Annotated in this window: 14 protein-coding genes and 1 pseudogene; 8 read left to right on the forward strand and 7 right to left on the reverse strand. The window is 29.6% G+C overall.

Features of this window, described 5'->3' with window-relative positions; all coding sequences use genetic code 11:
* From T324_RS17605 to T324_RS0116245, 6 genes are all read left to right on the forward strand, one after another.
* Positions 1 to 304: tetratricopeptide repeat protein (locus T324_RS17605; RefSeq protein WP_038375387.1), on the forward strand; the 304-nt coding region annotated here is incomplete at its 5' end.
* 202 nt (positions 305 to 506) lie between these two features.
* Positions 507 to 1,832 carry a flagellar hook protein FlgE gene (flgE, locus tag T324_RS0116225; protein ID WP_028331211.1) on the forward strand — a complete coding sequence of 442 codons (1,326 nt, stop codon included), beginning with the start codon at positions 507 to 509 and terminating at the stop codon, positions 1,830 to 1,832.
* A gap of 59 nt (positions 1,833 to 1,891) precedes the next feature.
* Positions 1,892 to 2,116 carry a flagellar FlbD family protein gene (locus tag T324_RS0116230; RefSeq protein ID WP_028331212.1) on the forward strand — a complete coding sequence of 75 codons (225 nt, stop codon included), beginning with the start codon at positions 1,892 to 1,894 and terminating at the stop codon, positions 2,114 to 2,116.
* A 29-nt stretch (positions 2,117 to 2,145) separates the two neighbouring features.
* The gene (locus T324_RS0116235; RefSeq protein WP_028331213.1) at positions 2,146 to 2,937 is read left to right on the forward strand and encodes a motility protein A; all 792 of its coding nucleotides are present in this window, start codon (positions 2,146 to 2,148) and stop codon (positions 2,935 to 2,937) included.
* A 16-nt stretch (positions 2,938 to 2,953) separates the two neighbouring features.
* Positions 2,954 to 3,754 carry an OmpA family protein gene (locus T324_RS0116240; protein ID WP_028331214.1) on the forward strand — a complete coding sequence of 267 codons (801 nt, stop codon included), beginning with the start codon at positions 2,954 to 2,956 and terminating at the stop codon, positions 3,752 to 3,754.
* Positions 3,755 to 3,771: 17 nt separating this feature from the next.
* Positions 3,772 to 4,644 (forward strand): class I SAM-dependent methyltransferase, encoded by an 873-nt coding sequence (locus T324_RS0116245; protein WP_028331215.1) that lies wholly within the window; start codon positions 3,772 to 3,774, stop codon positions 4,642 to 4,644.
* Between the two features lie 51 nt (positions 4,645 to 4,695).
* On the opposite strand, the gene ptsP is transcribed toward T324_RS0116245, so the two are convergent.
* The 4 genes from ptsP to T324_RS0116265 form a co-directional block, all read right to left on the reverse strand.
* Positions 4,696 to 6,441 (reverse strand): phosphoenolpyruvate--protein phosphotransferase, encoded by a 1,746-nt coding sequence (ptsP, locus tag T324_RS0116250; RefSeq protein WP_028331216.1) that lies wholly within the window; start codon positions 6,439 to 6,441, stop codon positions 4,696 to 4,698.
* A gap of 27 nt (positions 6,442 to 6,468) precedes the next feature.
* Positions 6,469 to 6,735, reverse strand: coding sequence for an HPr family phosphocarrier protein (locus T324_RS0116255; protein WP_028331217.1), 267 nt, complete (start codon positions 6,733 to 6,735; stop codon positions 6,469 to 6,471).
* A 123-nt stretch (positions 6,736 to 6,858) separates the two neighbouring features.
* Positions 6,859 to 7,644: a type III pantothenate kinase gene (locus tag T324_RS0116260; protein ID WP_028331218.1), complete on the reverse strand. Its 786-nt coding sequence runs from the start codon at positions 7,642 to 7,644 to the stop codon at positions 6,859 to 6,861.
* Between the two features lie 5 nt (positions 7,645 to 7,649).
* Complete coding sequence (locus tag T324_RS0116265) at positions 7,650 to 9,044, reverse strand: CCA tRNA nucleotidyltransferase (protein WP_028331219.1); 1,395 nt, start codon at positions 9,042 to 9,044, stop codon at positions 7,650 to 7,652.
* A gap of 186 nt (positions 9,045 to 9,230) precedes the next feature.
* Between T324_RS0116265 and aroC the strand changes: the two genes are divergently transcribed.
* Together aroC and T324_RS0116275 are read left to right on the forward strand one after the other, a co-directional pair.
* Positions 9,231 to 10,340 carry a chorismate synthase gene (gene aroC / locus T324_RS0116270; RefSeq protein ID WP_028331220.1) on the forward strand — a complete coding sequence of 370 codons (1,110 nt, stop codon included), beginning with the start codon at positions 9,231 to 9,233 and terminating at the stop codon, positions 10,338 to 10,340.
* Positions 10,341 to 10,430: 90 nt separating this feature from the next.
* Positions 10,431 to 11,240, forward strand: a complete 810-nt coding sequence (locus T324_RS0116275) for a class I SAM-dependent methyltransferase (protein ID WP_028331221.1) — start codon at positions 10,431 to 10,433, stop codon at positions 11,238 to 11,240.
* Between the two features lie 18 nt (positions 11,241 to 11,258).
* Here the strand turns inward: T324_RS0116275 and map are convergent, their stop codons facing one another.
* The 3 genes and pseudogenes from map to T324_RS0116290 form a co-directional block, all read right to left on the reverse strand.
* Complete coding sequence (gene map / locus T324_RS0116280; RefSeq protein ID WP_028331222.1) at positions 11,259 to 12,059, reverse strand: type I methionyl aminopeptidase; 801 nt, start codon at positions 12,057 to 12,059, stop codon at positions 11,259 to 11,261.
* A gap of 19 nt (positions 12,060 to 12,078) precedes the next feature.
* Entirely contained in the window at positions 12,079 to 12,342 is a 264-nt protein-coding gene (locus T324_RS0116285; protein WP_028331223.1) for a hypothetical protein, read from the reverse strand.
* Between the two features lie 29 nt (positions 12,343 to 12,371).
* Positions 12,372 to 13,448, reverse strand: a pseudogene (locus T324_RS0116290) (AAA family ATPase); the annotation flags it as partial.

A 13,448-nucleotide genomic window follows, 5' to 3' on the forward strand; every position in this document is an offset into this window, starting at 1 on the left:
ATATTTAGCATTTTTCTATCAAAAAGTTTCAAAACCAGATAAAAGCATACATATTTATGAAGAGCTTATAAAAATATATGAAGAAAATATAACAGATGATGAAGATAGTATATTTTATTTAGAATCCATTGCAGAGCTTTATATAAAATTAAATCAAAAAGATAATGCTTTAAAAACATATAAAAGGATTTTAGAAGTAGATAAAGATAATAATGAAGCAAAAGAAAACATAAAAGATATAGAATCAGGAAAAAAAGTAAAAACAGTATGTATATTCGGATTATCGTATAATAGATACAAATAGCATTGTAAAACAGTATTTAAATAATAAAATATTGCTGAAAATGAATTATATAAACAAAATAAAAGCCTAATATGTTTTTTAGCATATTAGGCTTTTTTGATAAATACATATTGTTATAAGTGTTAAAAAAGTATTAAGCAAATTTTAATTATACCGAAAATATTTTATAAGAAATATTAAAATTTTTGGAGGAATACGCCTTATGATGCGTTCATTATTTGCCGGCGTGTCTGGTTTACAAAATCATCAAACTCGAATGGATGTAGTTGGAAATAACATTGCTAACGTTAATACTTATGGATTCAAAAGAGGTAGAGTTACTTTTAAGGATATGATAAGCCAATCTTTAAGTGGGGCAGCTAAACCACAAGAGGATAGAGGTGGTATCAATCCTCAACAAGTAGGCTTAGGTATGATGGTTGCAACTATAGACACTATACATACTCAAGGTGCTTTACAAGTAACAGGTGTAAACACTGATTTAGCTATTCAAGGAGAAGGATTCTTTATTGAAAAAAGAGGCAACAACTCTTATTATACAAGAAACGGTGCTTTTTCTTTAGATAGAGATGGTTATTTAGTTAACCCTTCTATAGGTTATAAAGTACAAGGTTGGAATGCTGTTCTTAATGAAGAAACAGGAGAAATGGAATTAAACACAGCAGCTGGTGTTGAAGATTTAATTATACCAGTAGGTGCAAAAGATCCTGCACGTGCTACAGCTAATACAAAATATTTCTGTAACTTACAAAAAAGCGGTGAAACACATCAATCTGATTTAACAATATATGATTCTACAGGTATACCTCGTCAATTAAGAGCAACATTTACTAGAACAGATGTTAACAGATGGGATATGGTAATAGATATACCAGAAGCTACTGAAGGAAGCGTAAGCGTTTCAGCAGGCGATCCTGCACAAGGAACAGGAAATAATACTTTCCAATTAGTATTTAATGATGCTGGTTCTTTAATTTCTGTAAGTGATGGTACTAACACACAAACAGAAGGTGTATTAATGCCTAATGTATCTTTCACTTATCAAGGAACTGAAGGAGAGGTAGAACAAACTATTAACCTTACTATGGGTGAAGTAGGATTATTTAATGGTATTACTCAATTTGAATCACCATCAACAACTAAAGCTATAGAACAAGACGGTTATACTATGGGTATGCTTGAAGGATTTAGTTTTGATGACAGCGGAGTAATAACAGGTGTATTTACTAACGGAAACAGAAAAACTTTAGGACAGGTTGCTTTAGCTAAATTTAACAATGCAGGCGGTTTAGAAAAAGCAGGAGATACATTATTTGTACAAAGTAATAACTCAGGTGCTCCTAATATAGGACCAGCTGCTGCTGAAGGAAGAGGATCTATTAAAGCAGGTACTTTAGAGATGTCTAACGTTGACTTGAGTGAACAGTTTACAGATATGATTGTAACTCAAAGAGGTTTCCAATCTAATGCCAGAACTATAACTACAGCAGACCAAATGCTTCAAGAAGTTATAGCACTTAAGAGATAATTTTAGGTATTAGACTTATTTGTAATTTTATAGTATAATAGAGTTAGGAGTTTCTGATTATGATACATATAACAAGATTTGATGGAAGCATATTATATGTTAATCCTCATCAAATAGAGTTTATGGAGGAAACTCCTGATTTAGTAATAACAATGTTATCTGGAAGGAAAGTTGTAACCAAAGATAGCTTTGATATTGTACTTAATAGAATAATAGAGTATAGAACTAGAATAGTTAATGAAAATAGCATAAAGAAACCTTCATTCTATGGTAATGAAGAATAAAAAATAAAATTTTAGTTAGAGAGTAAAATATGGATATATTTGTACCATTAGGTGTTGTATTAGTTATAGGTATTAATTTATTTGGTATCATATCAGGTGGTGGTAACGTAGGACACATGATTGATATTGCCTCTGCAGTTGTAACAGGACTTGGAGGAACAACTTCGCTTTTAGTAGCTAACGACTTAGGAACTATATTAGGTGTTCCAAAAGCTATTAAAATGCTTTTAAATAAGCCTAGTTATGATGAATCTCAGATTATCATAACACTTTTAAGTTTTTCAGAAAAAGCTAGAAGAGAGGGTTTATTGGTATTAGAAGATGATATTCAGGAAGTTCAAGACCCATTTTTAAAGAAGGGTATGCAGCTTGTAGTAGACGGAACAGACCCTGAATTAGTAAAAAACATATTAAATACAGAAATAGATAACGTAGAAGCAAGACACGATACAGTAAAAAAGGTATTTGAAGATGCTGCTTCTTTGTATCCTGCTTGGGGTATGATTGGTACGTTGATCGGACTTGTAATCATGTTAAGAAGCTTAGGAGGCGGTGGTGGTGTTGAAGCCATCGGTTCTGGTATGGCGGTAGCATTAATTACTACATACTACGGTTCTGTTATAGCTAACGGTTTTGCATTGCCTATAGCTGGTAGACTTGCTGCAAGACACGCTGCAGAAGCTACAGTTCAGAGCATCATGCTTGAAGGTATATTATCTATACAAGCAGGTGATAACCCTAGAATAGTAAAAGACAAATTAGTATCTTTCTTACCTCCTGCTCAGCGTCAGAAAATAAATGAACAAGTTGGAGATAGATAATTTTTAGAGGTAAATAATGGCTACTATTAAATTTGGTAAAAAAGCTAAAAAAGCTGGAGATAAGGCTCAAGTACCTGGTCCTTCAGCACCTTTGTGGCTTCAAACTTATGGAGACTTCGTAACATTAGTATTGACATTCTTCGTATTATTGCTTTCTACAATGTCTACATCAGTTAGTGATTCTTCTATACAGCTTATTGCTACGGCATTCCAAGGATCATTTGGGGTTATGCCTGGCGGTGCTACACTTTCTCAAAGCAGATTAGTGTACGGAGGAGCTAATGTTGATACTTTACCTTCCTCAGATAGAGGTTATTCTATGGGTAAAAGTATAGATAAAGCTATGGCTGTATTAGAAGCAGAAATTAAAAGTAAGAAAGTAAGAGTAGAAGAGGATGAAAGAGGTTTTGTTATAAGCTTAGGAGCCGACCAATATTTTGAATCCGGAAGTACTAATTTGGTTGATAATCAAAATAATACGGAGACATTTATTAAACTTGCCTCTATACTTAGTTCTGTTCCTAATGATATAAGAATAGAAGGTCATACAGATTCAGGTGCTATAATACCTGGAACTTTAACAGAGCAAAAATTTGGCAATAACTGGGGGCTTTCTTCTGCCAGAGCTATAGTTATATTAGAAAAATTATTTGAGAATGATCAAACAGCTACATTAGATAGAAATAAATATTCAGTTGCTGGTTATGCAGATACAAGACCAGTGGCTTCTAATGATTTACCTGATGGTCGAGCATTGAATAGAAGAGTAGATATTGTTATTGTTAGAAATGATGTTACTTATTATAATCAGAGGTAACCTAACTAAGAATTAATATGCTATTGGCTGATAAATGGAAAGACTATAAAATTATAGATTGCGGTGAAGGCGAAAAACTTGAGAATATAGGCGGATTTATAGTATCACGTCCAGATTCTCAAGTTATTTGGTCTAAACAATTAGCTAAATGGGATAATTTGGATGCTGTATATCATCGTTCGGATAAGGGCGGCGGTTATTGGCAGTATATTAATAAACCAAAAGACAATTTTATTATCAAATATCAAGATTTATCATTTCAGATAGAGTTTACAAATTTCAAACATATAGGGCTTTTTCCTGAGCAGGCTGTTAATTGGCAGTTTATTATAGATAAAATTAAAGAAAAAAAATCTTCCAGTCATAAAAATAAAGAAATAAGAGCATTGAATTTATTTGCATATACAGGCGGTGCAACAGTAGCTTGTGCTTATGCAAATTGCGATGAGGTTGTTCATGTTGATGCCTCTAAAAAAATAGTAGGGCATGCTAAAAGAAATATTGAAATAAATAATCTTCAGGAAAAAAAGGTAAGATTTATTATAGAAGATGTCATTAAATTTGTTTTAAGAGAGGTTAGGAGAGGAAGAAAGTATGATGTTATAATAATGGATCCTCCTGTTTACGGCAGAGGACCTAATGGAGAATTATGGCAGATAGAAACAAGTTTGGCTAGGCTTACAGAAGAATGCGTTAAACTTTTATCAGATACTCCAATACTTTTTTTAATAAACTGTTATACAGCAAGTTTTTCTCATATATCTTTAAAAAATATATTATCAACTTTGGTAAAACATAGCGGAACTTTTGAAAGCGGTGAAATAGGAATACCTACAGAGTCATCAAATATGATACTTCCATGCGGAATATATGCAAGGTTTTATTCTTAAATAATAAAAAAAGGAGCTAATTTCTTAGCCCCTTTTTTAAATATTAATATTTTAATAACTTATAGTTCCGCCTTTTTCATGTACTTCCAAGAATCTTAATAGTTCTGCTTTAACTTCATCCGCAGTATCAAGAGAAAGTACCCTTTTTGCCAACATTTTACATTCCGCTTTATCTAAAGAAATTATCATTTTCTTAACTTCAGGTATTGATATAGCAGACATTGAGAATACATCAAGTCCAAGTCCGAACAATAACGGTACAGCAAGCAAGTCTCCTGCTAACTCCCCGCACATAGAAATAATAATACCGCTGGCATGAGCACCGTCTATAGCCATTTTTATAGCAGTAAGTACGGAAGGGTTATAAGGATCACATATAGCAGCTATTTTTTCATTACCTCTGTCTGAAGCTAATGTATATTGTGTTAAATCATTTGTACCTATTGAGAAGAAATCAGATTCTCTAGCGAATGCTTCAGCTCTGAATACAACAGAAGGAGTTTCTATCATCATTCCTAATTCTAATGATTCATTAAATGCTATATTTTCTTTCATTAATTCTAATTTACAGTCATTAAATATATTCTTAGCTTTTCTTAATTCTTCCATTGAAACTATCATAGGAAGCATTACTTTAATCTTACCGAAAGCAGAAGCTCTAAGCAAAGCCCTAAATTGTGTCTTTATAATAGAAGTTTTATCCAAACATATCCTTAAAGCTCTCCATCCAAGTGCAGGATTTTCTTCTTTAGGCATTTCTAAATAAGGAAGATATTTATCTCCTCCAATATCCATAGTACGTATTGTAACAGTATGACCGCTCATAGCAACAGCTACTTCTTTATATGCTTTAAATTGTTCTTCTTCTGTAGGAAAATCTGTATTTTCCATAAATAAGAATTCTGTTCTGTAAAGACCTATTCCGTCAGCACCATTTTTCAAAGCACCGCCTAAATCAGCAGGGGATCCAATATTAGCATATACTCTAATCTTAGTTCCATCTTTTGATATAGCATCTTTATGTGCATACTCTTTTAATAAAGCTCTCTTCTTATCAAATTCTTCTTTAAGTTTTAAACAAGAATCTATAGATTCATCCGAAGGATTTATTATTACATTACCAGTATTACCATTAACAATTATAGTCTGTTCATTTTTTAAATCTTTTACTATTTCACCTATACCAACAACAGCAGGAAGCTCCAAAGATCTAGCCATTATTGATGTATGAGAAGTACGTCCGCCTATCTCTGTTATAAATGCTAAAGTATTGTCTAAATCTAAATTAGCAGTATCAGAAGGTGTTAAATCTCTTGCAACTACTATGGAATCCTTTGGTAAATTAGAAACATCTGCTATTTCTTCACCTTGAATATTTCTTATCCATCTGTCAGAAATATCTACTAAATCACCTGCTCTCTCTCTTAAATATTCATCTTCAACTTCGCTTAATATTTTTCTATAAACTTCTATACCTTGTGATAATGCATATTCAGCACATACTTTATCATTTGCTATAATATCATTAACTTCCTCAAGTAAATCCTCGTCTTCAAGTAAAGTTATATGAGCATCAAATATAGCAGCTTTTTCTTCAGATACTTTTTTAGCAGTTGTTTCTCTTATTTTAATTAACTGATCTCTAGTTTTATTTCTAGCATCTAGTAATTTTCCCTGTTCCTCAGATACATCTTTACAAGGACATTTTGATATTACTATGTCTTTTTTGACAAGCAAATATACTTTTCCTATAGCTATACCAGGTGATACACCTATTCCAGTAATTCTTTTTTCCATATTATAAATTCCAAAAAATAAATTTTATTAATCTTTTAAATTAGATATAAATTCCTCTACTTTTTTTAAATTATCTTCTTCATTTTCACCATCGCAATAAATTGTAAGAACAGATCCTTTTTTTACTCCTAAAGATAAAACCTTTAAAAGAGAAGAAGCATTAACTCTTTTTCCAGCTTCATTTTCTATTTCAATTTTGCATCCCTGTAATGTTTTTATAAATGTTACAAATTCATTACCCGGTCTAGCATGAAGTCCTGTTTCATTTTGTATAGTAACTTTACCTGTAGTCATTGATGAACTCCTTAATATTTTATTTTCTTATATATAGTTTAAAGTATATCAGTTTTTTCTCTTTTGTCAAATAATAGTATTATAATTATATAATGAAGTGCTGTAATATAACAATATCATGTATTATATATAATATTGTTTATCTATCATATTGAAATAAATACCTTGTAATACTAAAAATGGGTAGACTTTACATTTTAATAGTCTTAAGTTTGATATTCCGCCTGTTAAAAATATTTTAGATTTTATATTGTATTTTTCTTTTATATATTTTTTGGTTTCTAATACAGCATAATTAACAGTCCCTATAGTATTATATATAGCACCGGACATAATGGCGTCTTTACTGTTATTATTTATAGGGTTTGGTATAGCTTCTATAGGGCCTATTTCATAATAGGGTAGAGAAGTTCTATTTGATAATGCTTGATAACTTGTTTTTGTACCAGCAATTATCATTCCTCCTAAAAATGTAAAATCTGATATCATAATACTTATTGTAGTGGCTGTTCCCATGTCTATGACTATTGAAGCATATTTATCAATATCATTGTAGCCTTCCAAACATATTGAAGCATAAGTTGATAGTATTCTGTCTATACCAACTGAATTTTTTGGTTCATAAAGATTATCTTTTAATTTTATATCATCATGTGTAACTTTATAAGCATCCATATTAAAACAATCTTTTATAGCTGATTCAAATAAATCATTTATTTTTATAGATACACTGCTATAGAATATGTTTTTTATTCCCTTAAAATTTTCTTTAATAAAATTAACTGAATCAATCAAGTCTGTAATACCACTGCTATGATCTATAGCCTTAAAATATAAAGGTATGTTATTATTATTATCAAATATAGCCAACTTTATTCTTGTATTTCCAATATCAGACAGCAAGTACATTTTTTTTAAGCCCCATCTTTTATATTATTGCTTTCTAAAAAGTTTCTCGTTTTTTCTATTAAAAATTCTCTATTGTTTAATTCCGGCTCATCTAATATTAAGTCCAAAAGATAGTTTAATATTTTACCTATTAAAGGACTAGGCTTTAGATTAAACTCATTAATCAAATCATTTCCATTAATTTTTAAATCTTTAACAGTTATAGCATTTTCTTCTTCTATTATTTTATCTATTCTAGCCAAAAGTTTAGGTATGGCTTTACTTTCTTTATCTTTTCTGTTTCCGCTTCCAATTCTGTCTGCTTCTCTGAGTTTTAATAGAGGTTTTATATTTTCTACCCCAATAGCTCTCATAAATCTTCTTACAGCTCCGTCAGTCCATTCATCTTGATAGTAAAACATGTGCTGTCTTACTAATAAAGTTACAAAATCTATTTCAGAATTTGAGTATTTTAATCTTTTCATTATTTTTTTAGCTACATTAGAACCTACAACTTCATGATTGTAATAAACAGGATCATCCTGTTTAGATATTTTCTTTTGAACCATAGGTTTTGCTATATCATGGAATAATGCAGCAAGTCTTACTAATAAAGTTAATTCTTCTGTCTCTAATGGCTCAACAGCTTGTATGGTATGCAGTATATGATAATAAACATCATATTTATGAAATTTATTTTGATTGACACCAAAACCCTGCATCAATTCAGGCATAATTAAAGATAGAACACCTGTTTTTCTAAGAAGTTCAATTCCTCTAAATGGATTTTTAGATAATAATATGCCGTTAAACTCTTCACGTATACGTTCTGAAGCAATAGATGTAAGCATTCCGGTAGAATGTGTAATAGCGTCAAATGTTTCCTTTTCTATATCAAAATTTAATTTGGTAGCAAATCTTATAGCACGCATTATTCTAAGACCGTCTTCTCTGAATCTTTCATAAGGATTTCCAACAGCCTTAACAATTTTACGCTTAATGTCTTTCATTCCATCAAACATATCTATAAGAGTGCCGTCTAATACATTATAGGCCATAGCATTTATGGTTAAATCTCTTCTAGGCAAATCTTCCTCTATACTTAATGCATATTCAACCATATCAGGATGTCTTCCATCTGTATAATTACCATCACTTCTAAATGTTGTAATTTCTACATGCATATCTTCTATTATAACTAGAATGGTACCATGCTTTATTCCAGTTGGCACAGTATATTTGAATATTCTTTGAACATCTTCTGGTTTAGCATCCGTTGTTATATCATATTCATGAGGAGGTATTCCCATGATAGAATCTCTAACTGCACCGCCTACTAAGAAACATTGAAATCCCTCTACATGAAGTATTCTTGCTATTTCTTTTATTGGGTGCGGTATATCTGTAAATATTTTTTTCACTTATTATCCTATATCAAATTATATATACCTTATATAGTATACACAATTTTATATTAATTACAAATTTATATTATCAATAATTGTAAATATATTTTACTTTTATAACAAGTTAAATATATTAAAAGTTTTAAAAAAAACAAAAATAATATATACTAAATAAAAAAAAATAAAAAATGGAATATATTTATGGGAAGTATTTTTGGAAATAATTTAAAATTAAGTTTATTCGGTGAGTCTCATGGAGAGGCTATAGGATGTGTTATAGATGGTTTTCCTTATGGTATTAATATAGACAATGATTTTATAGATAGTGAAATGGATAGAAGAAGGGCTAAGAATGCAAAACTTACAACATCAAGAAATGAAAGTGATAAAGCAGAAATATTATCAGGTATACTTGAAGGTAAGAGTACAGGTATGCCTATATCAGCCATTATAAAAAATGAAAATAAAAGAAGTACAGATTATTCAAATTTAAAAGTTGTTCCAAGACCTTCTCATAGTGATTATACTGCTATGCTTAGATATGATGGTTTCAATGATATAAGGGGAGGCGGACATTTTTCAGGAAGACTTACAGCTCCTTTGGTTTTTGCCGGTGCTTTATGTAAATTAGCTTTAAAAGAAAAATTTGATATTAATATAGCAGCTCATATAAAGCAAATATATAATATTAAAGATAAATACCCAAATAATATTTTGCCGTCCTATGAAGAGTTTATAAAAAATTACAATAAAGAATTAAGTGTATTTAATGACGAAGCTATGAGTAATATGATTAAAACTATAGAAGATGCAAAAATGAATATGGATTCTGTAGGAGGTATTATAACAGCAGCAGTATTTAATATGCCTGCAGGTTTTGGAGATCCTTTTTATTCATCTATAGAAAGCAGAATTGCAGAATCGGTATTCGCTGTTCCAGCTGTTAAAGGTATTGATTTCGGACTCGGATTTGATTTTGTTAATTATAAAGCAAGTGAATGTAATGACCTTTATACTATAAAAGATAATGATAATATAAAAAGCATAGAAACTAAAACTAATAATAACGGAGGTATTTTAGGAGGTATATCTAATGGTATGCCTATAGTTGTTAATGTTGTGATAAAACCTACTCCTTCTATATCTAAAGAGCAATTAACTTTGAATATAGAAACTAAAGAAGAAGAAAAGCTTATTATAAAAGGGCGTCATGATCCTTGTATAGCTGTTAGGGCTGTTCCTGTAATAGAGGCTGCCATTGCTGTTTCAATACTTGATTTATGTATGGATATGAAAGGAAAAATTCTTTAAAAAATTTATTTTTATGCATTTGACAAAAATATTAATATGTTATAAAATGTCATTAATTTGTTAGACTATTCTAACTTTTAAGAGGTGTTTATGAATATTAATTTAGATGGTGTGTCTGAGACTTTATTAATTACTTTGTATGCAAAAGCAGAAGAAAGTAAAAGGAAAAATGCTATTATAAGAGATCCTAAATCTATAGAGATAATAAATAAAATTAATTATGATTTTTCAAAATTTAAAAATTTTGAACGTACTCAAGTGGGAACTTGCATAAGAACAAAGATAATAGATGATATTATAAATGATATAATTCAAAAAAGCGATACAAAAACTTTTACAATTATAAATTTAGGGGCTGGACTAGATACAAGGGTAAGCAGATTTATAAACGATAATATTTATTGGCATGATATAGATTTTGAGGATGTTATAGCTTTAAGAAAAAAGTTTTTTAAAGAACTTGATGAATATGAAAATTATAAATGCATATCATCTTCAATGCTTGATTATAATTGGATTAAAGAAATAAAAAAAGAAGGTACTGTTATAATTATATCAGAAGGTGTTTTAATGTATATAGAAGAAAATTATATAAAAGAGCTTATTGAAAATTTATCCGAAAATTTTGTTAATTGTCATTTTATATTTGATACAATACCTGTGCTTGCTGCCAAAAATACAAAATTACATGAAACGGTTAAAGAAACAAATGCAGTTTTTAGATGGGGATTGGATATTCCTTCTGATATAGAAAAGCTGAGCAATCATATAAGATTTATTAATAGTTATAATTATGGTGATTATTATAAAGATAGATGGGGAGTTATGAGAATATTAAGATTGTTTCCATTTTTTAGTAAGATATTTAATTTTAATATTTTGCATATAAGATTAGTATAAATAAAAATTAATTATAATTTATTTATCTTTATGTATTCCAAGTATTTCTACACCATTATTAGTTATAAGTACAGTATGCTCAAAATGAACAGCTAATGAATAGTCTGGGGTTGAAAGTGTCCATCCGTCTTTTTCTTTTGTATATTGATCAGAACCATTAGTAATCATAAGCTCCAATGCCAAAACCATATTCGGTTCTAATGCCACATCATTATTAGGATGATAGAAATTAAATATATAGGGAGCTTCATGATATTCATATCCTACACCATGTCCAGTTAAAGATTTTACCACATTAAAACCGTATTCATGTACTTTATTTTCTACGTTTTTTCCGTATTCGCTTAAAAGTACATCAGGTTTAAGTTTATAAATTCCATACTCTAAAGATTTTTTGCAAGCTTCAATGAGTTTATAAGCTCTATGATTAACAGAACCTATTCCTCCTTCTATTACTATTGTTCTTGCACAATCAGCATAGAAGCCGTTATATTTTACCCCTACATCTACGCATACAGGCTCACCATGTACAAGTATTTTATTGTTTGTAGGTCTTCCATGTGCTATTTCATTTCCGCTTGAAATACTAGTAGCAAATCCATAATCAGGTACTTCAAAATTAGCCGGATAGGCATTTTTACTCTTTATAAATTTTTCTACTTCCTTATCTACTTTTGAAGCTCTTACTCCAGATATGCAAAGTTTAAAAGCTAAATCTATGGATTCTTGAGCTATTTCGGCTGCTTTTCTTATGTTTTTTATGGCTTCATCATCTTTTATAGAAGGCTTTACTATCTCTTTTACTTCTTTTATAAACATTATTATTTTATTCCTTTATTTACTTAAGAGATTTAGGAGTAAATATATATAAAAGAATTACAAGTATAATAGCACCTAATATAGCAGATGACAAATTTATTTTTATATATTGTATATTGCTTAGTCTAGGTAAATAATATGAACCAAGCAAAGCACCAGCTGTTGCTATAAGAAACATCATAACATGTCCGCCGAATACTTTTATTTTAAGTAAATTACCAAATACTAGGCTTACAATGATGCCTATAACTATAAATGTTGATACTACTATAATATATTCCATCTATAAAAACAAACCTCTTTATATAATTATCAATTAGATGAAAGTCCTATGAAAAATGACTTTAATCCTCCTTCATCATTTTCTACAGGTATAAATATCATGTGCGATATATCTTCTCTATCAGAAGGATCAAATTTATTTTTTAAAGATTCTGAAGAAAATGGATCTGATACATATAAAGTTTTCTTATGAGATAATATTTTTTTGAATAATGCCTCATTTTCATTAATTTTTAATCTATCTTTTGTACCATCAGAAATATTTTGAGATTCTGATATTTCATAGCTTCCATCTTCTTTTCTTGTAAGCATAGAGGCATGTTTAATATCAAGCCCTGACTGTTCTTTTACCCAATCAAGCATATCATCCATATTTTTATTGATAAACTTTTTACCTCTAATAGCTTTTAATACATTTTTCCAACCAGATGTCATATTTTCCTTAACTTTTTCTTCAGCTTCTTTATAGAAATCATCAGGTATTTTAGGAATTTCTTCTGGTTCGTATAAATCATTATCTATTAAATCTTCTGTTTCAAATGTATCATTTTCATTAGCAGGTTTTACCACTTCATCATCATCATATTCTTCATCACTAAAAGTTGATGTCAAATTAGATTTTTCATCACTATTATTTGATGAATTTTCTTCATCTTCATAATCTCCAAGTAAAAAATCTCTGTTAAGAGAGAAGTTAAAAGCGTCGCTTGAAGAAAAATATTCTTCTTCTTTTTTCACTATTTCATCTTCTATAATAGAACCATGGCTTATCAAAATATCCCCCTCATTATCATCTATAATGTCATCTATACCTATAATATTATTTTCTTCTTCCTTTTTTTCATTTTTTTTTTCTTCTTCAGTATTGTTATCTATATTATTGTCTTCTTCATTTATTACATCATCTAAATTAGGTATGTCATCTAAATCTTCTACAGTTTCATCTATATTATTTTCTTCCTCATTATTATTCTCATCTTTTAGTTCTTCTTCATCCATTATATCATCTAGACTAGGTATGTCATCTAAATTTTCTACAGTATCATCTATATTGTTTTCTTCATCATCTATTATATTATCAGCATCCAATAATTCATCATCAGAATA

The sequence above is a fragment of the Brachyspira alvinipulli ATCC 51933 genome (assembly GCF_000518245.1).
GTDB classification, from domain to species: Bacteria; Spirochaetota; Brachyspiria; order Brachyspirales; family Brachyspiraceae; genus Brachyspira; species Brachyspira alvinipulli.

Excerpts from the sequence above, each read along its gene's own strand:
- T324_RS0116275 (WP_028331221.1), top strand. The coding sequence starts at position 10,431 with ATGAATATTAATTTAGATGGTGTGTCTGAGACTTTATTAATTACTTTG.
- T324_RS0116260 (WP_028331218.1), bottom strand. The coding sequence starts at position 7,644 with ATGTACTTGCTGTCTGATATTGGAAATACAAGAATAAAGTTGGCTATA.
- flgE (WP_028331211.1), top strand. The coding sequence starts at position 507 with ATGATGCGTTCATTATTTGCCGGCGTGTCTGGTTTACAAAATCATCAA.
- T324_RS0116240 (WP_028331214.1), top strand. The coding sequence starts at position 2,954 with ATGGCTACTATTAAATTTGGTAAAAAAGCTAAAAAAGCTGGAGATAAG.
- aroC (WP_028331220.1), top strand. The coding sequence starts at position 9,231 with ATGGGAAGTATTTTTGGAAATAATTTAAAATTAAGTTTATTCGGTGAG.
- ptsP (WP_028331216.1), bottom strand. The coding sequence starts at position 6,441 with ATGGAAAAAAGAATTACTGGAATAGGTGTATCACCTGGTATAGCTATA.
- T324_RS0116230 (WP_028331212.1), top strand. The coding sequence starts at position 1,892 with ATGATACATATAACAAGATTTGATGGAAGCATATTATATGTTAATCCT.
- T324_RS0116235 (WP_028331213.1), top strand. The coding sequence starts at position 2,146 with ATGGATATATTTGTACCATTAGGTGTTGTATTAGTTATAGGTATTAAT.
- T324_RS0116255 (WP_028331217.1), bottom strand. The coding sequence starts at position 6,735 with ATGACTACAGGTAAAGTTACTATACAAAATGAAACAGGACTTCATGCT.
- T324_RS0116245 (WP_028331215.1), top strand. The coding sequence starts at position 3,772 with ATGCTATTGGCTGATAAATGGAAAGACTATAAAATTATAGATTGCGGT.
- map (WP_028331222.1), bottom strand. The coding sequence starts at position 12,059 with ATGTTTATAAAAGAAGTAAAAGAGATAGTAAAGCCTTCTATAAAAGAT.
- T324_RS0116285 (WP_028331223.1), bottom strand. The coding sequence starts at position 12,342 with ATGGAATATATTATAGTAGTATCAACATTTATAGTTATAGGCATCATT.